We start from the raw sequence: 23338 nt of genomic DNA, 5'->3' as shown, positions 1-23338 counted from the left end.
CCTTTTCACAGGTGGCTTCAGTCTTGAGAATATATAAGAGACGGGGATCTTTTCTTTTTTCTGTAGGTAGTTCTTCTTCATGGGAATTCCTCCTAATAGCTTTGATGCGGCGCATGGTCGTTATATGCATGACCTTGCGCCAGTTTTTTCTCCATGATTTTTTTGCGAAGCTTTCGGTCAACCTGGATGAGAGGATTGCCAAAAGCTTTCTGATACTCCTCTCTAAAGATGTTGCCCAAGTGATGCATCAAGCGTGTTGCTGCAAGGAGTATGGATGGGTCTTTGAAGGAATCCATGCGTTCCAGCAAATATTTTGCATAGATATTTCCCTGTGCTGCAGCTGCCGACAGCCAATGCAACGCTGTTTCCTTATCCTGCCTGACATCATGCCCCAAAAGATACAGTTTGCCGAGGGCATATTGCGCATACTGATTGCCTTGTTCTGCAGATTTGGTGAACAGTTCCACAGCCTTTACGGCATCTTTCTCTAGATGGTTTCCTGTAAGGTACAGCTTCGCCATTGCATACTGTGCGAGAGCATTCCCGTTGTCCGCAGCTTTCCCCAGCCACTGCAATGCCTTTTCTACATTTTCATGCTCGCTGTCCGATTCAAGATAAATCCTTTCGAGCATATACTGTGCGTTGACATTTCCGAGCTTTGCAGATTTCTCAAAATATGTGGTGGCAGCAACAATATCACCATCATCTTCTATTGATATATTCTGTTCCTCGTCCGGCTCAAAAGTGAAATGGTGACTGCCGATATTTAACGCTTCGGCAATCACCATGTTTTTAATGCTCTTGAATTCTTTCTGCTGTGAAAGCGGAAGAGGCGGCGGCAGCTTGTCAACATAGGTGCTTAAAACTTCATTACGCATTTCGTACCAGCTGCTGTAAAGCTCTGTTACTCTTTCATCCTTTGCAAGCTCATCGACAATCTGATTAACGAGTGCCTTGAGGGGAGCCTTCAGATAACCGTATTGCTTCTTGCCGGAAGTAGCTTGAGCTTTTCAGCAAGGCGGGCAATCAATTCCTCTATATTTTTATTCTCACATACCCCTGCACGAATTTGAGCAATGATGTCCTGCATGGCCTCACGGCTCTGTCTATTCAGGGCATTGCGTCGTTCAGTCTGCTTCTCATAAATCTGCATCAAGTCCTGGCGGAAGATTTCCCGTGCAAGACTTCCCCGCATGTTTTCTATCCCTTGCTTTGTGACATAGGCTTCTTTGGGATTGATGGAGTAAGCAATCAGGTGGATGTGCGGGTGATGGCTCTCATTGTGAAAAGCAGCATACCATCGCAAATTTTCCGGAGCGATCTTCATATTTTCCGCAATGATATTCCGTTGTGCCCTGATCAAATCCTGCCACGGTTTTGCGCAGTCATATCCCAGCCTCTCTGCATCTTCGCGCCGGAGGGATACAATATTGGTCCACACATTTCCGGAATGGTTTGATACTTCATCAGCAACTTTTGATAGTACAACAGGTACACCTTCATCCGTAAAGAGTCCGTGGCTGCCGAACTTTTCAACTCTCGGACGATTGGCGATGTAGTCTACAAAGTTTTTCTTTTTGCCGATCAGATCGAGATTGTTTTCAAGAGCAATAGAAATAAACTCTGATGCATTTTCCCTGGTAGGTTTTTTCAGATAGTCCTCGTACTCGAATATGTCAGCAGTATCCGGCAGCATTTTCAGGATTTCAGAAATTAGCTGCTGCTGATTTTTTGTTGCAGGAAGAGTTCTGAAACTGTCATCAATTTTTTCGACTCCCTCACGGGTGGCCACATATTCTACCAGATTGGCCAAATGTGCTTTGGGTGCATTTTTTAAGTACCGGCATTTGAATATGATCCTGGGCATAGCATATCACCTTACTTACCCTTTTGATATTTCACTGCCTCCTCAAAGGTGACGGAGCCGATGGTCTTTTTTACATCGTTGATGCATTTCCCACGGAGCTTTTGCAGCAGGGTTTCATCGATCTCGGCGGTAGACGCAAGGACATTCATCATCATGGACATCTCCACCGCCAGCTTGAAAAGCAGCCGTGCAATACGGTTCTCAGAGCTTTCAACAATACCGGAAAGGGTGGAAGTAATTGCACTAGGAAGATATTTGTTGTTTTCACCGGATGTGATATATCCGCTGTAAAAGTGAATGGCCTTTTCTATAAACTCGCTCCGGCTTTTGCAGTTATCCTTCGGGAAAAGCTCGTCTGTCTTTTTTATGGTTTCAGGATACAGCCACAGGGGAATTCTCTTTTTATTCTCCTCTGCCACTCTCAACCACCTCCGTTCCTTGTCTTGATTCCATTCATATATTCGGCAACCACCTGTGAGGTGTACCTGCAAAAGCCTTTGCATGCGGGAAAAACCCGGATTTCCGACCACCCGCGAGGTAACCGCAGCCCTATTTAGGTGCACCTGTCTTAAAGCCTTTCAGTCCGCATTGCGGGCTGATGTGATTCGAGGGGAGGTCGCCTGCGACCACCCCTCTTTAACCTGCACCGTTTTCGACCCCATGGTTCACCCCTGCTGAGGATAATAAAAGCCATGCCTGCTGCCGTCTTCTTTATGCTCTCAACAAGCCCTAACAAGGGGCGGAAAACTGCCCAAAGGTATATAGATGCCATCCTCCCCCTGAAAAGGCTGCACAAGGGCACACAGCCGCCAAATATGTGGCTTTTTGTATGCTATTTACACGGTAGTGTTGCTGTCGTTATTGGCAGCAGCCGTAGAGGAAGGCCGGGACGGTCTTTTCGGCTTTTCCTGCACCCTGGAATCCCGGCTTTCAATGTACTCACGAACTGGGGCGGGGACGTGCTTTTCGTAGAGCTTTTGCATCACGTCGTCCAGCTCCGTCTGAAGGTCGGCATCCTTTTTACCCATGTACTGCTTGATAGCGTTCAGCTTTTCTTCATCAAATTTGATTTGCAGGGTTGCTTGTTTCATTGTGAATCTCTCCTTTCGAATTTACATACTCATGCTTATGCCCTGGGATTCTTCCGGTTCTTCCGGCGGCTCCGGCTGTCTGGCCTGCGAAGATAGTGTCGCTGATTCAGCTACCGCCTGCTCACGCTGGCGGCGGGTTTGTCTTGACTGGCGTTCCCTTTGTGGCTCCGGCTGCTGCTCCTGAGCTCTCTGTTCAGACGTTTCCTCTTGCAGCGATGCTTGGTCAAGCTTGCTTTCCACATATTCTCGGACGTGTGTCGGAACAACTTTTTCATAGGTTTTATGAAGGTAATCCTTCAGCTCCTGCTCAACAGTCAGCTCCTTTTTGCCCATAAAAAAACGGAGTGCATCCAGCTTCTCCGTAGGGAACAGTATCTTCAGTTCCGTTTCTCTCATGGCTCTTTTCCTCCTATAAATTCATTTTCATGCCGGTAGATTCCAGCTCCGGCTTTGCATCATGAAGCCCTTGAGTTTGCTCCTGATGCGCAACAAGAAAATCACAGGCGTTGGGCAGGAAAGCAGCGTAGCGGGCGTAACTGCTTCCTTCCGATTCGATGAGAATGCCATCGGACCTGTTCTCACCAACTACCAGCAAGCAGTGATATGTCCCCTCTTGGTCCACATACATGAGGTCGATGTTGTCCTTGATAAAGTCGTAATCCGCCAGCATATTCTTGGAAAACGTATCGTACTCCCGAGAATTAAGCTCAATAATTTTTTCAATCACACAGTCCCTGGGCTGAAAGTCAGCGGTTTTTCTTTCAAAGATAGCTTTGCTCTTTAACATTTTTTCCCTCCTTGGTAAACAAAAAAAGCCATCCCTTTTCGAGATGACTTTCGCTTCTAAATTATTCTGTTGGCTACATACTCTGGGTAAAATCTGACAAACCTTTACGTTCCTGCTTCACGCCATTGGCAAGAGCCAAGGCCTTTTCCCATGTTTTTTCCGTTTCATATTTGAGAAACTCATAGAGAGAATTTAAGTCCTCGGCTTCATCATACTTTTGCAGGCACTCGTAATACATCCGCTTATCCTCGTTATAGACGATAAGGGGCGGGTGGTTATGGGTCATGAGATAGTAATTCATGAGCGTCCTGCCCACACGCCCGTTGCCGTCTGCGAAGGGATGGATGTATTCAAACCTGGCGTGAAGATAGGCGGCGGCTTTTAAGACATCTTTGCCCTCATAGGCGTTGACTTCGGCAATCAGTTCCGTCAGGTCGTTTTCAACATCTTCCGCAGCGGAGCCCACCTCATGGACGCCGGTTACATAATCGTGCTTTTTAAATTCGCCTGGCCGTTCCTCATTTTCAATAAACTTTCGCTCATCGTATGTCCCGCTGGTGAGAACCTTGTGAATTTCCTTAACCAACTCTATGCTGAGAGGCTCCTTTTTCACGATTTTTTCTTTCAAAAACTCATAGCACAGCTTTTGGTTTTGCTGCTCAAACAGAGCGCGGGGACTCCCGGTGTAGCCCACAACCCTGCCGTTTTCAAAGATTTCTCTTGTATCGTGGTAGGTGATTTCCTCGTTCTCTATTTTCCCGGAATGAAACGCAAACAGGATGCGGAAACTGTCAAGATATTTATCTAAATCAGCGGCGGACGCAATTTTGTATGACTGCCACAGTTCAACAGCCCGGTTATATTGATCCAAGCGCATTCCTCCTTTTTTACAATATTTGTTTCATTATACCACACTTTTAATAAGCTTAGACAGAATTACGAAGGCTATAGGTTTATTCTAACAGGAAGACTCGCCATCGGAGCCACTCATTTTTCTAATCCGCAGCATCGTTTTTCACCATGCTTACGGCAGATAGTTTCTTGGGTTTTGCTTTTCACCGTTCACTCGTACCTCAAAGTGCAAGTGCTCTCCGGTACTCCGGCCTGTGGAACCGACCTGTGCGATGATGTCGCCCGCCTTCACGGTTTGCCCCTCAGTGACAAGGATTTTGGAGCAATGGGCATATATTGTGACGAAACCGCCGCCGTGGTCGATGGCCAGATGATAGCCGTAGCCTGTATTCTTATAGCGCACAAACAGCACCGTACCATCAAGGGCTGCACGGATCGGTGTGCCTTCGGGCGCGCCCATGTCCAGTCCGGAGTGTCCCTTGTGTTGGCCGGTGAAGGGATCAGTTCTGTAACCAAATTCCGATGTTACCATGCTGCGCCAGTTTTCACCGAGGGGAGAACAGAAGCCATCCACGCCGGTAAAGGGTGCATCGGACAACGGCAGTCCGTTTACCCAAGCATCAAATTCTTCTCCATAGGTGGGGACACTGCCCCCGTAGTCAATGCGGTAGTAAATCTCCGAAGCGTTGGCCTGTTCCTCATAGCTGATGGTCCTGCCGAGGGCGCTCTGAAGGTTTCCGTAAATTTCCGGCAGTGATTTAAGCGGCACAGCCACGGTGTATTCTTCCTCCGAGGTTGTGCCATCGCCATTGTCCACGGTTCGGGTGCGGGTTTCATAACGGACAAAGCAGTCAGCAAAGGCACGGTAGTCCGAGCTATCCATCTGCAGATTTTCAGTGCCGAAGAACAGAGAATAGAAAATTGCCTTAACCCTTGTGCTGTCGATACTGCCGTCCTCCACCAGTGATGATATATCGGAGATGACGGTGTCAAGCATGGCGAAGCTGTCCTGCATATCCCGGATATAGGCGGCGTAATCCTCCGGCATTTGGGAAGAGATCGCACCGCCATTAAAGCACAGGTCTATGGCTGCATTGTTATGATCTGCTGCGGCGGAGAGCAGGCTCACGATCATCACGATGGCCAGAATCAACGGTGTAAGAATGGCAGCGATGAGGACGCCAAGGACTTTCCATGTCCGCCTGTCGGCTGCCGCAGCGACCGCCGCTTTACCAGCGAGGGTAATGGTAGCCGGATCAGCCATAACCATCACCACCATTTCAAGTCAAACAGATTTTCCTGTTCCGGCTGTTGTTCCTTAGCAAGCCGGATAGATTTTTCCACCGCCTGCTCCAGGTACTCGGTATCGAAACCTGCGCTTTTGTAGCCCTCCATGATGGCATTAAGATAGTAATCGGACGGAGATCCGAAGGGATGTCCGTCATTCATGATATAAACCATCGCAGAAATGGTCTTGCCGTTAAGCTCGACATCGAGGATTTCCTTGCGGTAAAAATGGGGATACCCCTCATAACGGTCAAGGGCCTGCAGGTCTTTTTCTTTCAGTTCCCATAAAAGAACAGGAACATGGCTGCCCTTGAGCGGTTCTACCGTTGCTACCGAACCTCTGCGACCGCCACGGAACAGCAGCTCATAATCCTTGATTTTACTTGCCCCGATTACCTTGGCAGTGGGGCATCTAAATGCCATCTGCTGCAGGTTGAGATTGCTTCCGTAAGCAATGTACAAGGTTTTGCTTTTCATGTTTGATCAGTCCTCCTACATGGACATAGAAAGACCGGGGGATTCTTCGGCCTCGGTCTGTTCGATGTCCTCATGATTTTGTTCTGCTGAAGCTTCTGTAATCGCTTGCGCTCGTTCTTTTTCTTTATTCTGCCTTAATCGTTCCTTTTGCCGCTCGGCCTGCTGGGGGTCTTTCCAGGCGATGCAGCCGTCCAGATGCTCCAGCAAATGCAGCCGTGCGGTTTTGAATTCATCGCCGATTAAGCCGAGTCTGAGAAGCCAGGTGCGGAAGGTATATTTTTCATTGGTGCTTTGGGTTTTGGCCCGGCTGGCGCAGCGTTGGGTGAGCGCCTGGTGGCTGATGGCGAGGCAGAGCTGGATATATGCTTTGATCTTTCCGGCGTGGGTGGTGCTGTTAAACAACCTGAACTCGATCGTGCCTTTTTGAAACACACTGTGGAGATTGAGGCAGTGGTACCGGCTGTTGTGGTAATGCTGATGCCTGCCATCATTGCCGTTGTACCAGATCCTGCTGACATCCTCCAAGGTTTTCGGTTTTTTACGGTTGAGTTCTTCTAAAAAACTTTGCTCCACCTTTTTGCAGTAGCTCCGCTCTCTTGCCACATTGACCTGCAGCGCCTTATAGATCAAGTCCTCCTTGCTGGCCATGATGTTGGTAATATTGCGCAGGGTGTTGGCATTGTGAGGTGACGCATCCACATGAACATGGATGCCGCAGCTTGCATTGGCGATGGCTCCGGCAGCCCGGAGTTTCCGCACAATCTCCTGGATGGTTTCAATATCCTCATATTTGCAAATGGGACTGACCAGTTCCACGCTGTAGGTGCTGTCGGCCGGAATAATCCGCCGCCCTTCTTTTTTCTCTGTAGTGATGCTGCCGTCGCTCATGACCTTCCACCGGCGGCTTTGGCCGTCCAGGACAGAATAGATGCCGTAATAGCCCCCGTCATGGGAAACCGGCGTGCCGAAGTATTCCGCCATGACCTGGGCAGCGCGCAGACGGGACAGTCCCGTCAATTCGATTTCGATGCCGAAGCGCTGGTCCTTCATCTCCAAAAACCTTCACCCCCTTGCCGTAGCACAGGCGTTTCGCCCATACTGGATTTCTCCGGTTTTTGATCATCTGCCGCCCGCCTTTCCAAAGAGCCTTGCCTTGTGTTCCGGCGCGGTCACCATGAGGTTATACCGCTCATTGCCGCATTTGTAGAGACACACACCGCGCTGCGGGTAGCGGATCAGGTTATATTCGCTCTGCTCCAGCTGCAGGGTATCGATGTAGAATTTGGCATCAATGTTTCCGGCATTAAAGAGGAAGGCATGAGTCGGTATGGAAAACAAAGGCTTGGTATACTCCCGGATGCCGTCAATATTGAAATCCTCCAGGTTCTGGCTGGCAAGGATCACGGCGCTGTCCTTTTTGCGGACACGCTTCATAAAGTTGCGGATATACTCAACCGCTGTGAGGTTGGTAAGAAACAGGTAAAACTCATCGATGCTTGCTACCGTATTGCCCTTGGTTAAAAGCTCGTTGGACATGAAGGACAGCACGTTAAACAGCAGGGCGTTGCGGATATTTTTGCTTGCCTGCAGCAGTCCTTTCACACCGAAGGTGATGAAATGGCTGCTGGTGATGTTGGTATGCCCGTTAAAAAATTTAGACTCCGCACCCTTGCATAGGGAGTGGAGTCCAAGGCAGATTTGCTGCAGGATTTCTGCGGTATAAAGCTGGCGTTTGCTTTCATCAAAGGTTTTGTATTCGTTTTCAATCAGCTCATACAGGTTGGACAGGATGGGATAATCGGTGGATTTAAGCCGGTCAAAGCTGCTGTGGTCCGTGATGCCCCATTGCTCATACAGCTTCCCCAGCATGATTTCAATGGTGTCGATCTGCCGGTCGTCAAAATCCTTGTAGGTTCTGAAAAAGTCCTTGAGAAAGCTGATGTGCTGGCTGAGTTTGGAGGTCTGCCGGAACGCCTGGGGAGCTTCAGCATCCCTGGGATCGCCGTTTTCATCCCATGTTTTCGGTTCCAGCACATTGATGATATATTCGCCGGACATTAAGTCAATAAAGCAGCCGCCAAGGCTGTTGGTTAGTTCCTCATATTCCATCTCCGGATCAAGCGCCAGTACATGCATGCCGGACTGCCGCATGTTGCATAGAATGAGCTTCAGGAGGTAGGACTTTCCTTGTCCTGAGTTGCCAAGAATGAGAATGTTGGCATTGGTCTTGTCCTCGGCACGTTTGTTAAAATCCACGAGAATGTTGCTGCCGAACTTGTCCCTGCCCAGGTAGAAGCCGTTGGCATCGGTCTTGCCGGAGTAGTTAAAAGGATAAAGGTTGGCAACGGAGGATGCCGGCAGCACCCGTTCAAACTGATCTCCGAACACATTCCAGCCGGAAGGCATCACGCATATAAAGCCCTGCTGCTGGCGGAGCATGAGTCGATCAACGTTGAGCTTAGAACGGATCAGTTCGGTCAGCACCTCGGTCTGCAGCAGCTTTAACTGCTCAAGGTCGTATGCTAAAAGCTCAATGTAGACGGCAGCATGGAGCAGCGGTTCTTTGTTCCGGTGCATGCTGGCTACGATGGAAGCCACATCCTGCAGGTTGCTCTCAGCGGTGACGGTCTGCTGGAGGTCATTGGTGTTGCTCCGCTTCATGCGGTTCTTGTTGGCGGCATTGCTAATGATCTTCTTTTCCTCAACAGGGGTGACGTGACGGGCGTAAATCTTTAAAGTGACGCCGTCCTTTTCCCCAAGGTGGCGCAGGATTGCCTGTTCCTCCGTGGCTGTGGGGTACTCGCGAAGCGCCCACACACAGCGGTAGGTATTGCCGCAGATGAAGTGGTCGGTGTTGAATTTGATGACCGACGGTGCGATCATGTCCAGGAATTCCTGTATGCGGACGTCCTCCTGCGCCACGGCAGTATTCATTCGATTTGCTTTTGACATTGCATCATCTCCTCTCCTCGAAAAACAAATAAAAAAGACCTGCCTGAATTTTTAGGGCAAGCCTCCCACAAATATCCTGTACAACTGCCATCCTAATCACCTCAGCACACACAATAAACGAAGAAGCAGTGGAAGTCCATAGGAGAAAATAGATAAAGAGCAGCCTCACCCTTCATTAATAGGGATAGAGAACATGGCTGCAGCCTTAAAAAAGGCAAAAATAAAACACCAAACGATTTTCGCCTGGTATTTCATCGTCATCCGGTGGAATTTCCTCATAATTTGATATATCTATGCTACAGCTGCATATCCATGCCGCTGTCCAGCTTTGGAATTGGTATGTGCAAAAGCCGCATGATTTCCTTTTGGGATTCAATAACCCGCTCTGCAATAAACTGTACAAAAGGTTTGTCATCTCTATGGGCTTTTTCAAGAAGTTCAATGTATTCATGTCTAAGCACTGGAGGAATTACAGCCAAAAGATATCCATCCTGTATCAGTGCGGTGTTCATAATGAGCCTCGCAATTCTGCCATTTCCGTCTTTAAACGGATGAATGAAGACAAATCTTTTATGGAGCTGTGCTGCAAACACTACCGGATGAAACTTCTCTCTTTCGGTTGCAATCCACTGAAAAAGTCCATCCATTTCTTCCTGTATGCGATTTGTTTCTGCCACAGGATATCTGGAGCCGCTGATGAAAACATCCATGTCACGGTATCTTCCGGCATATTCTTTCTCTATATTCTCATAAAACATTTGATGCATTGTCAGAACATCTCTTTCCGTGATGGTTCTATTTTTAAGCAGGGTGAACATGAAATCATAGGCTTTAGCGTGACCGATTGCCTCAAAGGTATAGCGCAAGGGTTTACCGCCAACAGTCAATCCATCCTCAAGCAGCACTTTGGTTTCACTTTCCGTAAGGGTATTTCCCTCAAGCGCATTGGATGACCAAGTGAGTCCGATACGATAGTATTCTTTAAGTTGTGCCAGCATCTCACCCTCGAAGGGTCTGCGCTCATCTATGGCAGCCTTATATAAGTCAAGTAATCTGTATATATCCATCTTTATTCACCTGTTTTCATTGTATTTATCATTTAATTATACCACAAAAACTTCCATTTAGTCACCAAAAATCACCCATCTCTCACCATCGAAGTCCTCAAATTTTTCGGTAGTCACGTTCTGCTCAAAGTACACGGCGAGGATTCTTTTGATGTCCTCTTTTTCGGCCCTTTTAACGGAAAAGCCCTGCTCTCGCAGAGTTTTTTCAATACGGTTTAAATACGGGAACACTTCGTTCGTTTTTTCATCCCGCAACCGAATAACAATGAGGAATTCACGGGCGGTCGCCATCTGCACCTGTATACGGTCAAGGAAGGTCAAGTCTGCCTCCAAAAGCTTTCGGACAGTAGAGTTATCCTCCTGTTCAATGCGGTTTCGCAAAAAACGCTTGTTGTCCTCAAAGTTTTCACGGCTGTTAAGACACAGCATTTCAATCTCAGCCATGCCTTTCAGAACAGTCATAAGAGCATAGATTCGGGCGGCGATACTGGCTTCCGACAGAACCGAGATGTTGGACGGCTTGATGATAAAATATACCAGTTCGTCGTGACCGTAAGTCAAAAGGCTGTAGTCAGTGATGGCCTTTGTGTTTATGAGCTGCCGTGTGGAGAGCTTTTGTTTGGCTTTCTTTTTTTCTTTTCTGCTCATTTGTCCACCTGCTTTCTATTTGGTTCTGAATGGACAGCGGGTTGAAGCTTCCATTCAAATAACTGCTGTTTGGTTATAAAAAAGGCACAGGCATACTTGATAAAATCGAGGATAGAGGTGTCCTCAAAACGGATGGTTAAAAAGGCATAGAGGGCAGTTGCCACTATCGGAAGAAGGATGCCGAGCTGTACAAGCGCAAAAACAGAAACAACACATCCTATGCCGATGATGCCGATATCCCGAAGCTGCCACAGCCACAATACCGCCTTGGATTTTAAATTATCCGGGTAAATATACATACTCTGCGCCTCCTTATAGCTTCATGTTTATGCCAGGGGATTGATCTTCATTTAGTTCAATTTCTATTTCCTTGGGATAGTAGGAGACATTTGCCGTGCCAATGTTTTTCATAAGTGTGCTTGCTTTCTCGGCAGCTTCCTCATAAGTATCAAAGATTTGCACTTTTCCTTCCGATTTGAGCCAATCTTCAGCAACGCCGAAGATAGAGGCAGCACTGCGCTTTGCCCAAATTCCCCATCGCTTCACGTTCATCACTCCCTGAATTTTATTTGAATCTTGATAAATGATTTTAATCCCGAGCCTTTCGGCTTCCTGAATTTCACGCCGCATACCCTCGGATATCCGGTCGCCGAACACCCACAGCTCGGAGCATAAGGCAAGAAGCCTAAGCCCCATTTTGATTCCCAGCTCTCGTTCTGCCGGATTTGATTCACAGAGAAATCTCGTCAGCAGCAAATGTGGAGCCAGGGGAATTACGCCACAGTCTGCGGCATAGCGGCAATATGCTATTGCCCTTTTGGTGTTATATTCAATATCTCCGGCATAGGGAGAACAAATATAGACCAGCATCATGTCCGTCATTTTGCCACCGCCCTTACCACTGTGCGCGTTATGTTCATCGCAGTCTGCGCCGCATACATGGTACTCATGAGGTTGCCCCTGGTGCTGGTGTCAAGTCCGAATTGCCCGGCAATCCGTGGTATCTCTGAAGCTGCAAGCATAAGGCCAAGGCCTAGAAGCATGTTGCTGTTAAACACCATGAGCCCTGCAATGAGGATGGTCGCCTGCAAAAATGCGGTCAGGCATAAACCCACCACCTGCTTGCACCATGATACGAATCCGTCGATATATCCTCTGGTGACACTGAACATATACAGGCTGCCCACGGCAATCTGGATGAGCAGAATTCCCCCTCTCTTGAGGTTGGCAAAAAACACTTTGATTACCGCATAGCCCATGAAGATCAAACAGAATATCCCCATAATGGGACTAACTAAAACATCGCCTATGCTGGCAAGGGCAGCGGCAGCCATGGTGCTGATGCTGCTGTCTGCCGCCGCAAGTCCTGTGATGCCGGATGTGAAGGCGCCCTGCAGGGTAATCGCCAGCTTGTACAGTTCCACCGGCACAATGGTAAACAGGCTAACAGCCATAAAGCCTTTGATGGCATTTAAAGCTGTGTCCTTGATGCTGCCCCTGCCGCTTTGGTATTCAATACCGCATTCAAAGGCGGAAACCACAAGCCCTGTCCCATAAAGCGCCCATGCAAGATAGGAAAAGAACAGCACAATAGCCTGCACCCAGCTCATCTCGAACAGCTCGGCTCCCATGTTGCCCATCATAGCGAAGAATTCACCAAGAAAGCCAATTATCTGAGCATAGATCCAGTCCATAATCTGTCCGAGGACAGTGTCAGCAGCAAAATCCCATATGAACATTTATAAGTTCACTCCTTTCGGAAAAGATTGAGAGCCTGCTCTTACACAGACTCCCTGCACAATTTTGCTGCTGTTACATGCCAAGAATCTGCCAAATATAAAGAGGCGCTGTGAGGGTAAATATCAAGCAGGCGAAGAGAATAGCAGGAGCCGTCCACTCAAACATTCCGTGTTTTCTATAGTCGAAGTACGCCATCCCCAGTTTGGCGAAGAAAAACACAGCAAGAATCAGGTCGATTGCAGGGAAAACAACCTTGTTGACCACGGTTTTAATCTGCGCGGATGCGTCCTTCCATGTGCTTTCTATGGCTCCCGCAACATCGCCGGTAGGAGCGGCATAGGCGGTCATGCAGAAAACGCTGATAAGGACAAGGGTGACGCAAAAAAGGTACAAGAGCTTTTTCTTTTTTTTCATCAATTTTTCCACCTTTCATCCTTTATTGCTGAAAAAGAAAAGACCGCAGGGCTTTTCACGCCTTGCGATCCTATTCTTTTTCTGATGATTTTTTTAAGGTTTTACGGGCGCGATGTGCCAGTCATCCCATAAGCTTCCGCTTATGTTCACTGAGTCTGTTAGGTTCATAGAGAGCATCCCCTGCGGTGTCCAGCAGTCAATTAGGTACGTATACGGGGTGTAGCTTCCATCCGGCATCCAAATTGGGGTGAAATGGGTGCGCCGGTTATAGGTCGAGTACTTGTTTTTAGCAAACTCGAATTTGGCACTGTAGCCGCTGCTTGTTGGCTCCAGTAAGCGCCAGTAGGTTTTGTACTGAAACTCCGGAAAGTAAGTTATGGCAGTCTGTACGCCGGTCACCGCCCAGGACTGATTGGTGCTGACATTGGCAGTCACGGTTTGGTTGATGCCATATCCGCTTTTCATGGTTTTCCCCGATGCGGTTGGTGCTTTAGCATCGGGAATGATGCTCATGGAAGCTGAGAGATCTGCCCTGTAGGAGTCATAATCAAACTCCCACCAGCCGTGATCGCACCAATAGCCTGAATCTTCGCCGGTGGAGTGCCACACCCAATACTCCTGCCACCAAGGACGCCACACGCCCCATAAGGTGGATGTTACCTGTGGTTTGCTCGGGACGCTCGGTTTAGAGTAGGAATCATTGCGATCATCTGCAACGGGGTTTGGCGGATCATTGCCCGACAGATCCACAATATTTGCGGTGATGGTTCCTTGGCTTGCCCTGCCTCTGCCGGTTACAGACACAGTTATTGTCATGGTCTGCGGTGTGGAAGGTGTCGTCCAGCGCACCCACACAAGCTGGCTGTCACCATCCGGATAATATACGTTGTTTACCGTGTAGGTTTTGCCTCCGATGGTAAAGCGTACCGATACAGGATTGTCGGGATCAGCCTGGCCTCCGCTGACCGTGACCGAAGTAATGACCTCGGTATTAACACGATAAGTGTAATCGTAGCTGCTCACTTGGGGAGGCTCTGCCTCGCTGAACCGTACAATGCCAAGGCCAAGAGACGAGATGATATCCGTGTTGGAGGCAGCAGTTGTCGTAGAACCAGACCATGCGGGATAGCCAAGATCAGGCGTTTCCAGAAACATGGCAAGGGGTAGATTTTGGTGTGAAAGAGAAGCCATTTTGCTTCTTAAACCACCGCCGAGCTGCTCGTCATAAAGGGCAGCTTCTGTTGCAGTCACAGCAATCCTTACGCCTTGAAAGGTCATATATGCAACTGGCTCTAACAGTATTTTGTAGTCACCGCTGATGAGGGTGTCGTAATTGAAGCCGGTAACATCGGCAATGTATCTGATAACGAGTTCATCTGTAAAATAGCTTTTTATGGCTTCAATGTTTGCATTGCCGCTGCCAGAGCTAATAATTCTCGGAATTGCTTTTGCAGGGTTGACATAGGTGTATGCTTGTGGATTAGGTGTCAGAGAAAAACCTTTTGTATAAGATATTTTGCTGACCTTTCCAAAGTGTGCCTGGATGTTATCGGGATTTTTGTTGGTAAAATCAATGGGTGTGGTGACCACCGCACGATCTCTTACTCTCACAACCGTAACCCGCACACCTTCGTCGCCAGGGTTCCAATAGTTTCCGCTGGTACCGTTGCCCATCCCGCCGCCTCCATGGTCAATGTTCCCTTCGCCCTCGGCATAGGCGGCGAGAGGAGACAGGAAGGTCAGCAGCAAAGCCAGCATAAGAAAAATACTAAGGTTTCGTTTCATAAAGACCTCCTTAAACAGCAAGAAGCACAGCATTTCTACTGTGCCTCTTCGATTGCTTTATTCTAATTTAATGGGTTAATCCATCGTCCCAACCTTGTTGCCAGTAAGCTCATCCCCTTGTTCACCTACCGTTGTACCCGAACCTCCTGTTTCAGTTACCCATCCGAAGCCGGGAAGATAAACCTTGCCGTCTTTTTTCTCACCGCCCTGCGGCTCACCGGACTGCGTGGTATTTGGTTTTTTTACACTGTCATGGTCTACCGCTTTCACATTGTCAACCTTTTCTCCGTTGGGCTTTTGGGTTTTGTCGATCTTTTGGCTTTCTGTCGGCGCTGCCGGTTTGGTCACTTCCGGCTGAAGATTCTGTACCGGCTGATCGGTCTTAGCCGCTGTGTCATCGGTCGGCGCTGCAACCGATTCGTTGGCCTGGATGACCACTTCTTTTTCTTCTGCCTTATCACCGGTATCGATGCCTGGATTGACCTTATTATCTGTAACTGCAGTCGGCGGAGCTATGTCGTCATCCACCGGCGTTTGCGTCTTAAATTGAGAGGATATTGCAATAACCAGCACCACGCACACAATGCCAAGCCCGGCGATGGTCAGCCATTTCTTTGTCTTGTCAGTTATATTCTTCATAAGAGATTACCTCCTTGTCTATTTTTACAGTTCCTTACAAGCCACCCTACCACAAGAGTTTTCAAAAGTCTATTACAATTCCGATACAGTTAAAATAAAGGCATATATTTCGCCTGCACCTTAAGGTTCATCCGCATCGGCGGCAGGGATTTGCCGCCAAAGGACACCGGAACCTCCAGCCGGAACACCGCATCGGCGAGAAGGCCCTGCGCACTGTCGGAGTCGGAGGGTGCAAGGGGCACATTAGTAATATCGACGGATAAACCGGAGAGCTTGAATTCCACCGCTTCGCCTGCGTATTTCACATGATAGCCGCCGTTTTTTTGCAAGCCAAGGGTATTGTCAAGATACTCATAAATATCGCCGTAGTCAATGCTGCCCTCCCATGAGGAACCGCTTGGCTTATACCCTCCTGCATAGCCCTCCCGAACGCCGTGGTAAACATCATCATAGTTGTCGTTAACTGTCGAAATGATGGCAGACTGCACCGCATCCCGAACACCGGAGGCGATGATCATGAGCCTCATGTATTCGGATATTCCGCACAGGATGATGCCAAGCGCGAGGGTGATGGCAACAACCAATGGGAATGACGATCCTTTTTTTTCCTTTAGTATACCATATAATTTTGTCATTTTTTCCAATACACCTCGCTTTTGCCTGTCGCCTGTGCGGTCAGAGTAATGGGAAAGGAGCCGAAACCGCCAAAGAGTCCGATGTCGGTCTGCATGGAAACGGTCACCGTGAACTCTTCATTGAGCTGGATTTTGCCGGTCTTTGACCAGGAAATGGCGGGATCAAGTCCTGTTTTTTCCCGCAACACCTGCGCCCTTTGGTTCGTTTCGCTGCCGACCCTGCCAGCAATCTCCGCTTCTCTGCAAAGTTCCGAGGCAAAGGTGTCAAGTTGGCTCTTGGCGATGTAGACCGGAAATACCTTGACGGCAAGAGCAATGACAAGCATGGCGCAAAGTACCAACACGGCTACATCGATATACCCTTCTCCGCGTTTATTCCCCAGCTTTTCTAACACATCCGCACCCCCTCGTCCTGTCCGGGTTTCCGGAAGGCTTCGCCCAGCTCGTAATCTTGTTCGGCATCCCTTGTGTCGGCAAGTGTACAGAGAACATGCCCCCTTTCCTCGTCCAAAGCAGTGCCCTGCTCGTTCAGCCACTGGTCCCTCACCACCTCCAGCGGGTTTTGAAAGCGCAGCAGCTTTTGTTTCAAATCCTGTTCGTTCATCAGAAGACCTCCTTTCAGCGCAACAAAAAAAGAACGGAGGTTATCCGCTCTTTTTCACCATGCCCATTCTTTAATTATGCCGTAGAATCCATTCCAAGAGTTGCTTATCATCCATCTCGCCGGCGGCAAGCTTTAAGCCGGTTTCGATAATATCCTGATCCGAACATGTTAGCTCGATGCCATTGATTTCCAGAAAAACCAGCATGGCAAGCATTCCGATTCTCTTGTTGCCATCAACAAAGGGATGATTTTTTACTAAAGAATACCCCAAACGCGCCGCCTTCGCCTCCAGTGTTTTATATACATATTCACCGCCAAAGGTCTGAAATGGAGCGTTGACCGCCGAGTCCAGCAGGTTCTCGTCACGAATCCCGTCCAATCCTCCGGTTTCCTTGATCAACGCGCTGTGCATCATCACGATTTGCGGGATGCTTAATCTTTTCATTTAGCCAGTTCCTCAAACGCCGTCCGGTGTTTTGTGATCAGGCGACGAGCTATACTTTTCACATCCTCGTCAACCGCCATTTCCTCAGCCTGAAATTCACTGAACTCTGTGATAATATAACGCGGCACATTGTTTTTCAAAATGACCGCAACACCATTCTCATCAACCAAGCGCGCCACCTTGGAAAAATTCTGATTGGCCTCGGTAATGGATACAAGGCTGTTTGTGTTGATATTCATTCATAACACCTCCTACTTCTATTATACACAGAAATAGGATAAATTCAACCTATTTCATTTCAAAACATCCCGCCGAGGGACTTGATGATCTCATAGCCGATGATGGCGAGATAGGTAAACAGGAAGCATATCAGCATAATGAAGGAGAAAATCCGGATTTTGGGCGGTATCTTCTGCGCCTCACCCTTGAGTCTTTGCAGCTCCAGCACCTTAAAATCGTGGGCGAGCATCTGAAAATAGATTGCGCCGTCATCGCCGCGCAATACACCAATGAGTCCGCGCACTACATCAGAGAGTTGTGGTGAATTGAGCCTTGCCTCGAATCGGGTGAGCGCCGCCTCGTAGCTGGATGATCGCATGTCCGCAGTTACGATGTCCAGTTCACTTGAAAAAGCAGTGCCTGCATTTTTCTTAAAGTTCTCCAGAATGGACAGCACATCACGGCTGCTTTTTAGCGACTGTTCGATGGTCGCCACGAACCTTGGCAGCTCGCTTTCGATCTGCTCCCGTTTGACCTTCAGCTGCTCATCCGCTTTTCTGGTTTCCTTGAAATAGACCAGCACGGCGAGCAGCACCATCACCGGGGAAAGCAGCGGGAACAAGAACAGGCAGGGTATCACGCCAAGGAGGATCGCTCCTGCTTTGACGAAGGCATACGCAAGGTAAACCTCCGGTGTCATACTGATGCCAGCCGCTTTGAGGACGTTGGACATGCGGCTTTTGCGGTACTCATCCAGGCGAATAAATCTTGCCAGCCTGACAGCGCCGGACATGAAATACACATCCACGGTTTTGGCAGCCTTTTTGTCCTGCTTACCGGCACTGAGCATGGCCTTGGCTGCTCCCATGGTCGGTAGCTTGAGCATATCCGCGAGAATAAAAAACAGCCCTGCTGCAAGCAGGACTGCAAATAAAAATAATAGTATCAACATGTATGCTACCTCCTGTACTCAATGGGCTTAGTCAGCTTAATGACAAAGGCGGTGGAAATAAAAATTGCCGCCGCACAAATGGCGAGGACAAGCTGCCCCACATATGTGTGCATTAACGTGTCGTACCACGACTTATTGAGGAAATACATCAGGGGGATGTTGCCCATGACAAGGAGCGCCATGATAATGAATTCCTTGCGAGGCTCGAACACGAGATATTCCAACTCCGCGTTGACGATTCGCATATCCGAGAGCTTGCTGACAATGGGGGTCAGCGTTGTCTTGAGGCTCCGGTCATACTGGCAGGCGGCAATGGCATCACACCACTCGCGGAACACTTCGTTGTCAATCTTGGTCTTCATAGTTTTCAGCGCCGCATCCACATCGGGGTTGATGAGCCTCACCTGGGTCAGAAACCCGGCAAATACATTGCGCACCGGCGGGTTTAAGTATTGCATATTTTCCTCCACGGCGGTCACAATGTCCTCGTTTCGCAGGTAGGCCGTGGTGATGATGGACAGCGCGGTTTCCAACTCTGCAGCAATATTCTTTTTGTAATGGGTGACAGTCAGCTTGATATACCAAAACGGCAGGAACATCAGGCCCAGCGCAAGGACAGGGACGAGGAACACATTCTGCAGCAGAATGGCAATACTTACGCCTATAGCGGACAACAAGAGCGAACAAGCACAGATCAGGGAGAAGCGGCTGCTTCGTCCGGTCAGCGCGAGAATTTCCTGCGCTTCTATAATCTCCCTGCGGAGGAAGGAAGGGCGCTTGCGCTTGGTGGCCTCGTTGATTTCATCCTTGATGCTTTTGGGCCTTTTGATCAAAAAGCCAAACAGGTCGTCCGTAAACGCTATAGGCGAGATTCCAAGCAAGATAAAAGCACCGGCAATCATGCCGATGCAGGCGATGAGCTGAATAAAAGTCATTTTTCAATCACTTCCTCTTTTTTCTCATTTAATTCGCTGGAGGATGAGCTGCTGTTGTGCAATATCTCGGTACGCAAAATGGGTGCAGCAGAAAGGTTCTGTGCCAGCTCATCCTGCCCTTTCGTAATTTTCTTCAGTGTCTCCTGCGGCATGCCGTTTTCCAGGAAGCGCTTTTGCAGGCTCTTGGAGATGGTATTCTCCTGCCGATGGCTGCCGCTTATGATGAAACGGTCGCCTTCCATGCGGCTCTCCGTGATGTGGAACCGGTATAAGGTGCGGAAGTTGCGTGTGCCATCAGGCAGGATTTCACACTCCATGATTTCCATGATCTTGCGCTGCTTGTTCTCCAGCTGCTTGGTGAACACAACAATCGGAAACGCCTCGGTCACAAGGGACATGAGGGTATCGTCCGCAATATCGTATTTCCGTTTGCACAACGTGGCCATCCTGCGCCATGTGGCTTCACAGGAATTGGAGTGGATGGTGGTCAGCACCGTGTGGCCGGTACGGGCGGATTCCTGGGCGGTGTATGCTTCTGCAGAGCGCATCTCGCCCACGCAGATGACCTCCGGATTGAAGCGCAGCGCCATATCCAGGAGCATATCCTGATCAATGTTCTGCTTCTCGTTATCACTGGAGCGTGTCAAGGTATGGATAACACTGTTGACCACCTTGCCGTCCTTTTTTCGCACCAGTGCCAGCTCACGGGAGCCGTTTTCAATCGTAAAGATACGCTTGTTGTCCGGAATGGTGGTCAGCAGCCAGCCGGCCACCGTAGTCTTGCCGGAGCTGGTCGCGCCAGCCACACACACCGAAATGCCGTACCGAAGGCATTCCGCAAGGAAGTCCAGCATCTCATCAGTTGCTGTGCCGCCCTTTACAAAGTCAGCTTTCTCCATGTTCTGCGGATTCACAATACGGATGGAGGCCGCCACACCTACATCCTCGTCCACGAGGGGTGTTTTCAGCACGGCGATGCGGATATTTTTGCTCAAATGTCCCAAGATAGCGGGACTGGCATTGTCCAGCACCATGCCTGACACATGGAGCATACGGCGGATTACGTTGATGGCGTGTTCGGGAGAGTCAAAGTGTTCGTCAAGCTTGACTGTAGTGCCATTGCTGTACTGGACCTCAATGTCATTCCAGGCGTTGATGTCAATTTCCTCAATCCCTGCGCCGAAGATGTATTTAGTGAGAAATGAGAACTCGGCCATTTCGGTATAGAGGGCATCAACGAGCTGCTGGTCGGTCATCCCCTTTACGGCGATGCGGCAATCCATCAAGTACTTGCTGATGTACCGCTTGACCTGTGTTTTAACCTCATCTTTTCCCCCATTGAGAATGAGGGTGGAATACTTGCTGGAGATATACTCCTGCACTTCGCGCAAAACAGCGCCAAAATCCTTGGGGTTGTTATTTGGCGCAAAAAACAGGCTATGGTTATGGGCTGCATTCATAGGCCGGATAGTTTGCGGCGATTCTACCGCAAGCACTTCTGCACTTCTTACCTGGAACTTTTCAAGGGTTCTTTGCTTACGTTTTTTGCTTTTCATATGCCAAAGACCTCCTTTGAAATTTTTTCAATCTCCTTGCGGAAGCCCCGGCTGTCCTTGAGCGCCAGGTCCCGGAACAAATCCCCGGCTAGAAACTGGTTCTCCAGCTCATCGGAATGAGGTATCTTGAACACCACATTGCCCAGCACCTGTTCAATATGTTCGCTGGCTTGATTTGTCTTTACATTGCTTACCACCTTGTACTGCTTATCCGCATCCCATTTGTTGTCTTTTAAGAGCGGGAGCTGGGATGAAAGGTAGCTGATTGATTTGAGATCGCAATTGACCAGACGCAGTACCGAGTCCGCTTCCATGAGGGCAACAGCGGAGAGGATGTCGTTGGCGATATAGCTGCTGCAGTCGATGATAACGTATGGCGCAATATCCCGCAGATGATCGAGCAATTCTGTGGCAAGCTCCGCGTTATAGGGCGGGTAAGTGAACACATTCTCTCCCTTGAGCATGCCGATTAGGGTTAAATAGCTGATTTTCTTATGGGTGATGCAGTTCTGTTTGATCAGGGTATCCGTCACATGGGTCGCAGCCAGAATACTGCCCAGCGACCGTTCCCATTCAAGGTCAGAGGGCGAACAGATGCAGGGCAGCATGGGCGCGGTCATGTCACATAAAAGCAGCACTACATTGCGCTTTTTATCGGCTAAATACTTGGCCAGCTTGACGCTGACGGTGGTTTTCCCCGACCCGGGGCTGCCCCACACGGCCAGCACCTTAACATCCTTTTCCGCTTCCGCGGCCTGTGCCTCACCACCGGTGTTTCGGGAGAAAATGCTGCCTTTGATAAAATTAAGCATTTATTCTCCCTCCTTTGGCGTGTCAGGTTTTATATTTCCGGTATTCTCTGCCCCGGTTGACTCTGTTTTTTCTTCTCCTGTTTGCACCTTGGCGGAGGGATACAATTCCTCGATTACCTTGTCCTGTGCCTCAATAAACTTGGCGGCATTCTCCTTGCTGCCCCGGTACACGAGGGACAGGTGCAGCTTGCCGTCCGCCTCCAGCTCGGCAAGGATTTTCGATTGCTCCGGCGATGCCAGAAGAGTGACGGTGCTTGGGAGCTGCTTTTCATCCTCATTCCCCCGCTGTCCGCCGGTGTCAGTATCATAGCCGGTGTTGGCTGTAACGGCGATAACCTCCACATACTTAAGCTCTGCAGGGATGACGGTCGTGCCTCGCTTTTTGTAGTCGGGAGCGATGACTGATACGATGTCGCCAGTGATCAGCTTGCCGGACAGACCGGTGGCGAAATTTTTGAGCGTCACGGAGATGGCCTGCTTTTCCCCATCGAGGTGGTAAAGATAGGCGTTTTCTGCCGCAGGCACATCGGTGAGCTTGGAGCTTAAGATGTAGTCGCCCGCAGCCATGTCAGCCGCAGCGTATTTTCCGATAGCCGTATCCACATCTTTGACTACGTTTTTCGGCAGGTTGTAGCTGCCGACCTCCACAGTTTTCAGCATCTCCCTGGTGATCTGATCTCCGGCTTTGATATCCTTGATGACACGGACAATGTCCGTTTTTTGGGAGATACTGGAGTTAAAAAGCGGCGCTACCACAAAGCAAATCAAAAGCGACAGCACAATGCAGATGACACCGAGTACGGTTCTGTTTTTTAGAAAGCTCATAGGGTGATTCCTCCTGTATTCATGAAATATATAACGATACAGCCGATGGATAGAAAAGGTGCAAGAGGGTATGCTTTTAGGCATTCCCTCCCGCGCAGTCTTTGGACTATGGCATGGAAAACATAAAAAAGAAGCATGGCGGTAAGTCCAATGACCATGGCCGCAATGCTTCCTATGAAACCGAGGACAATACCCGATGCCGCCATCAGCTTGATGTCCCCGCCCCCAAGGCCGCCCCAAACAAGAGCGGCAAGCAGGAGCGGCATGGCTGCCAGTACGCCGAACAGCTTCACCGGCTCGAAGCAGATCAGTCCGGTGAAAGCGATAAACAGGCAGATAGTGTCGGGGATAATCCTCTTTTTGATATCGATGACAGATGCCGCCAAAAGCAGGGCAATAAAAATGCCGCCCTGCATAAAGAGCGGCAGATTAGCCTGCATAATTGAACATCTCCTGGATGCGCTCCTTTAAGGTCGGCAATACCGTTTCGCCAAACAGGGTATAGAGTCCGGCCAGCACGAGTCCGCCGATGACCACAGCCATTAAAATTTTGATTGCCGTATCCACAAAATTTTCACCGCACTGTGATCTCAGGATAGCCTTTGTCATAAGTATCTTTCCGGTAATCTTATTCATTATTCTGGTCGCAAATTTTCTCATCATGTTCTAACCTCCATAAATTTAATTTTTTATTGATTCCCTGCTTTTTCGGTGATTTCAGGGCTTTTCAATCGTGTTAATTTGTGCAG

General features: G+C 49.1%; 31 protein-coding genes. All 31 read right to left on the bottom strand.

All coding sequences use genetic code 11. From position 1 onward, the window contains the following. Positions 1 to 92: 92 nt before the first annotated feature. The 31 genes from EC328_RS11600 to EC328_RS04165 all read right to left on the bottom strand — a co-directional run bounded on the left by EC328_RS11600 (position 93) and on the right by EC328_RS04165 (position 23252). The gene (locus tag EC328_RS11600; protein WP_206363921.1) at positions 93 to 878 is read right to left on the bottom strand and encodes a tetratricopeptide repeat protein; all 786 of its coding nucleotides are present in this window, start codon (positions 876 to 878) and stop codon (positions 93 to 95) included. Positions 879 to 967: 89 nt separating this feature from the next. Next, on the bottom strand, positions 968 to 1867 hold the full coding sequence (mobP3, locus tag EC328_RS11595; protein ID WP_206363920.1) for a MobP3 family relaxase: 900 nt from the start codon (positions 1865 to 1867) through the stop codon (positions 968 to 970). Positions 1868 to 1878: 11 nt separating this feature from the next. Next, positions 1879 to 2286 carry a hypothetical protein gene (locus EC328_RS04305; protein ID WP_028308203.1) on the bottom strand — a complete coding sequence of 136 codons (408 nt, stop codon included), beginning with the start codon at positions 2284 to 2286 and terminating at the stop codon, positions 1879 to 1881. A gap of 417 nt (positions 2287 to 2703) precedes the next feature. Next, entirely contained in the window at positions 2704 to 2958 is a 255-nt protein-coding gene (locus EC328_RS04300) for a DUF6103 family protein (protein WP_128425655.1), read from the bottom strand. 21 nt (positions 2959 to 2979) lie between these two features. Then, positions 2980 to 3354, bottom strand: coding sequence for a DUF6103 family protein (locus EC328_RS04295; RefSeq protein ID WP_128425654.1), 375 nt, complete (start codon positions 3352 to 3354; stop codon positions 2980 to 2982). Between the two features lie 13 nt (positions 3355 to 3367). Further along, positions 3368 to 3745, bottom strand: a complete 378-nt coding sequence (locus EC328_RS04290; protein ID WP_128425653.1) for a DUF6329 domain-containing protein — start codon at positions 3743 to 3745, stop codon at positions 3368 to 3370. Between the two features lie 73 nt (positions 3746 to 3818). Next, positions 3819 to 4616 carry a Fic family protein gene (locus tag EC328_RS04285; RefSeq protein ID WP_128425652.1) on the bottom strand — a complete coding sequence of 266 codons (798 nt, stop codon included), beginning with the start codon at positions 4614 to 4616 and terminating at the stop codon, positions 3819 to 3821. Positions 4617 to 4769: 153 nt separating this feature from the next. Then, on the bottom strand, positions 4770 to 5876 hold the full coding sequence (locus tag EC328_RS04280) for a M23 family metallopeptidase (RefSeq protein WP_206363919.1): 1107 nt from the start codon (positions 5874 to 5876) through the stop codon (positions 4770 to 4772). Continuing rightward, positions 5867 to 6361: a gamma-glutamylcyclotransferase family protein gene (locus EC328_RS04275; protein ID WP_028308197.1), complete on the bottom strand. Its 495-nt coding sequence runs from the start codon at positions 6359 to 6361 to the stop codon at positions 5867 to 5869. The genes EC328_RS04280 and EC328_RS04275 overlap by 10 nt, the downstream gene beginning before the upstream one ends. Positions 6362 to 6376: 15 nt before the next feature. Beyond that, on the bottom strand, positions 6377 to 7411 hold the full coding sequence (locus EC328_RS04270) for an amidoligase family protein (protein WP_206363948.1): 1035 nt from the start codon (positions 7409 to 7411) through the stop codon (positions 6377 to 6379). Positions 7412 to 7480: 69 nt separating this feature from the next. Further along, on the bottom strand, positions 7481 to 9313 hold the full coding sequence (locus tag EC328_RS04265; protein ID WP_206363918.1) for a VirB4 family type IV secretion system protein: 1833 nt from the start codon (positions 9311 to 9313) through the stop codon (positions 7481 to 7483). A gap of 296 nt (positions 9314 to 9609) precedes the next feature. Further along, positions 9610 to 10380 (bottom strand): Fic family protein, encoded by a 771-nt coding sequence (locus tag EC328_RS04260; RefSeq protein WP_128425649.1) that lies wholly within the window; start codon positions 10378 to 10380, stop codon positions 9610 to 9612. Positions 10381 to 10437: 57 nt separating this feature from the next. After that, on the bottom strand, positions 10438 to 11028 hold the full coding sequence (locus EC328_RS04255; protein ID WP_128425648.1) for a hypothetical protein: 591 nt from the start codon (positions 11026 to 11028) through the stop codon (positions 10438 to 10440). After that, the gene (locus tag EC328_RS04250) at positions 11025 to 11327 is read right to left on the bottom strand and encodes a hypothetical protein (RefSeq protein WP_128425647.1); all 303 of its coding nucleotides are present in this window, start codon (positions 11325 to 11327) and stop codon (positions 11025 to 11027) included. Before EC328_RS04250 ends, EC328_RS04255 begins: the two co-directional genes overlap by 4 nt. Positions 11328 to 11340: 13 nt before the next feature. Further along, entirely contained in the window at positions 11341 to 11910 is a 570-nt protein-coding gene (locus EC328_RS04245) for a DUF7768 domain-containing protein (RefSeq protein WP_128425646.1), read from the bottom strand. Further along, positions 11907 to 12767 carry a conjugal transfer protein TrbL family protein gene (locus tag EC328_RS04240; RefSeq protein WP_128425645.1) on the bottom strand — a complete coding sequence of 287 codons (861 nt, stop codon included), beginning with the start codon at positions 12765 to 12767 and terminating at the stop codon, positions 11907 to 11909. Before EC328_RS04240 ends, EC328_RS04245 begins: the two co-directional genes overlap by 4 nt. Positions 12768 to 12840: 73 nt before the next feature. Then, positions 12841 to 13182 (bottom strand): DUF3852 domain-containing protein, encoded by a 342-nt coding sequence (locus EC328_RS04235; protein WP_128425644.1) that lies wholly within the window; start codon positions 13180 to 13182, stop codon positions 12841 to 12843. A gap of 93 nt (positions 13183 to 13275) precedes the next feature. After that, entirely contained in the window at positions 13276 to 14967 is a 1692-nt protein-coding gene (locus tag EC328_RS04230; protein WP_128425643.1) for a DUF8193 domain-containing protein, read from the bottom strand. Between the two features lie 75 nt (positions 14968 to 15042). Beyond that, positions 15043 to 15606, bottom strand: coding sequence for a DUF6550 family protein (locus tag EC328_RS04225; protein ID WP_128425642.1), 564 nt, complete (start codon positions 15604 to 15606; stop codon positions 15043 to 15045). An 89-nt stretch (positions 15607 to 15695) separates the two neighbouring features. After that, positions 15696 to 16250: a hypothetical protein gene (locus EC328_RS04220; RefSeq protein WP_206363916.1), complete on the bottom strand. Its 555-nt coding sequence runs from the start codon at positions 16248 to 16250 to the stop codon at positions 15696 to 15698. Next, complete coding sequence (locus EC328_RS04215) at positions 16238 to 16636, bottom strand: DUF4320 family protein (RefSeq protein ID WP_128425641.1); 399 nt, start codon at positions 16634 to 16636, stop codon at positions 16238 to 16240. The genes EC328_RS04220 and EC328_RS04215 overlap by 13 nt, the downstream gene beginning before the upstream one ends. After that, the gene (locus EC328_RS04210; RefSeq protein WP_128425640.1) at positions 16630 to 16845 is read right to left on the bottom strand and encodes a hypothetical protein; all 216 of its coding nucleotides are present in this window, start codon (positions 16843 to 16845) and stop codon (positions 16630 to 16632) included. Before EC328_RS04210 ends, EC328_RS04215 begins: the two co-directional genes overlap by 7 nt. Before the next feature lie 70 nt (positions 16846 to 16915). After that, positions 16916 to 17290 carry a type II toxin-antitoxin system death-on-curing family toxin gene (locus tag EC328_RS04205; RefSeq protein ID WP_028308183.1) on the bottom strand — a complete coding sequence of 125 codons (375 nt, stop codon included), beginning with the start codon at positions 17288 to 17290 and terminating at the stop codon, positions 16916 to 16918. After that, on the bottom strand, positions 17287 to 17529 hold the full coding sequence (locus EC328_RS04200; RefSeq protein WP_128425639.1) for a type II toxin-antitoxin system Phd/YefM family antitoxin: 243 nt from the start codon (positions 17527 to 17529) through the stop codon (positions 17287 to 17289). Before EC328_RS04200 ends, EC328_RS04205 begins: the two co-directional genes overlap by 4 nt. A 59-nt stretch (positions 17530 to 17588) precedes the next feature. Beyond that, positions 17589 to 18461 carry a secretion protein F gene (locus tag EC328_RS04195; RefSeq protein ID WP_128425638.1) on the bottom strand — a complete coding sequence of 291 codons (873 nt, stop codon included), beginning with the start codon at positions 18459 to 18461 and terminating at the stop codon, positions 17589 to 17591. A gap of 5 nt (positions 18462 to 18466) precedes the next feature. Then, positions 18467 to 19396: a type II secretion system F family protein gene (locus EC328_RS04190; RefSeq protein ID WP_128425637.1), complete on the bottom strand. Its 930-nt coding sequence runs from the start codon at positions 19394 to 19396 to the stop codon at positions 18467 to 18469. Beyond that, a complete protein-coding gene (locus EC328_RS04185; RefSeq protein WP_128425636.1) occupies positions 19393 to 20952 on the bottom strand; it encodes an ATPase, T2SS/T4P/T4SS family in 1560 nt (519 codons plus the stop codon). Before EC328_RS04185 ends, EC328_RS04190 begins: the two co-directional genes overlap by 4 nt. After that, positions 20949 to 21764 carry an AAA family ATPase gene (locus EC328_RS04180; RefSeq protein WP_128425635.1) on the bottom strand — a complete coding sequence of 272 codons (816 nt, stop codon included), beginning with the start codon at positions 21762 to 21764 and terminating at the stop codon, positions 20949 to 20951. The genes EC328_RS04185 and EC328_RS04180 overlap by 4 nt, the downstream gene beginning before the upstream one ends. Beyond that, a complete protein-coding gene (gene cpaB, locus EC328_RS04175) occupies positions 21765 to 22589 on the bottom strand; it encodes a Flp pilus assembly protein CpaB (RefSeq protein ID WP_128425634.1) in 825 nt (274 codons plus the stop codon). It abuts the gene before it with no gap. Beyond that, complete coding sequence (locus tag EC328_RS04170) at positions 22586 to 23029, bottom strand: prepilin peptidase (RefSeq protein WP_128425633.1); 444 nt, start codon at positions 23027 to 23029, stop codon at positions 22586 to 22588. The genes cpaB and EC328_RS04170 overlap by 4 nt, the downstream gene beginning before the upstream one ends. Then, positions 23019 to 23252 (bottom strand): DUF6133 family protein, encoded by a 234-nt coding sequence (locus EC328_RS04165; RefSeq protein WP_206363915.1) that lies wholly within the window; start codon positions 23250 to 23252, stop codon positions 23019 to 23021. The genes EC328_RS04170 and EC328_RS04165 overlap by 11 nt, the downstream gene beginning before the upstream one ends. Positions 23253 to 23338 lie beyond the last annotated feature (86 nt).

The organism is Gudongella oleilytica, assembly GCF_004101785.1.
Classification (GTDB): Bacteria; Bacillota; Clostridia; order Tissierellales; family Tissierellaceae; genus Gudongella; species Gudongella oleilytica.
This window is presented reverse-complemented; position numbering and strand designations above follow the sequence as displayed.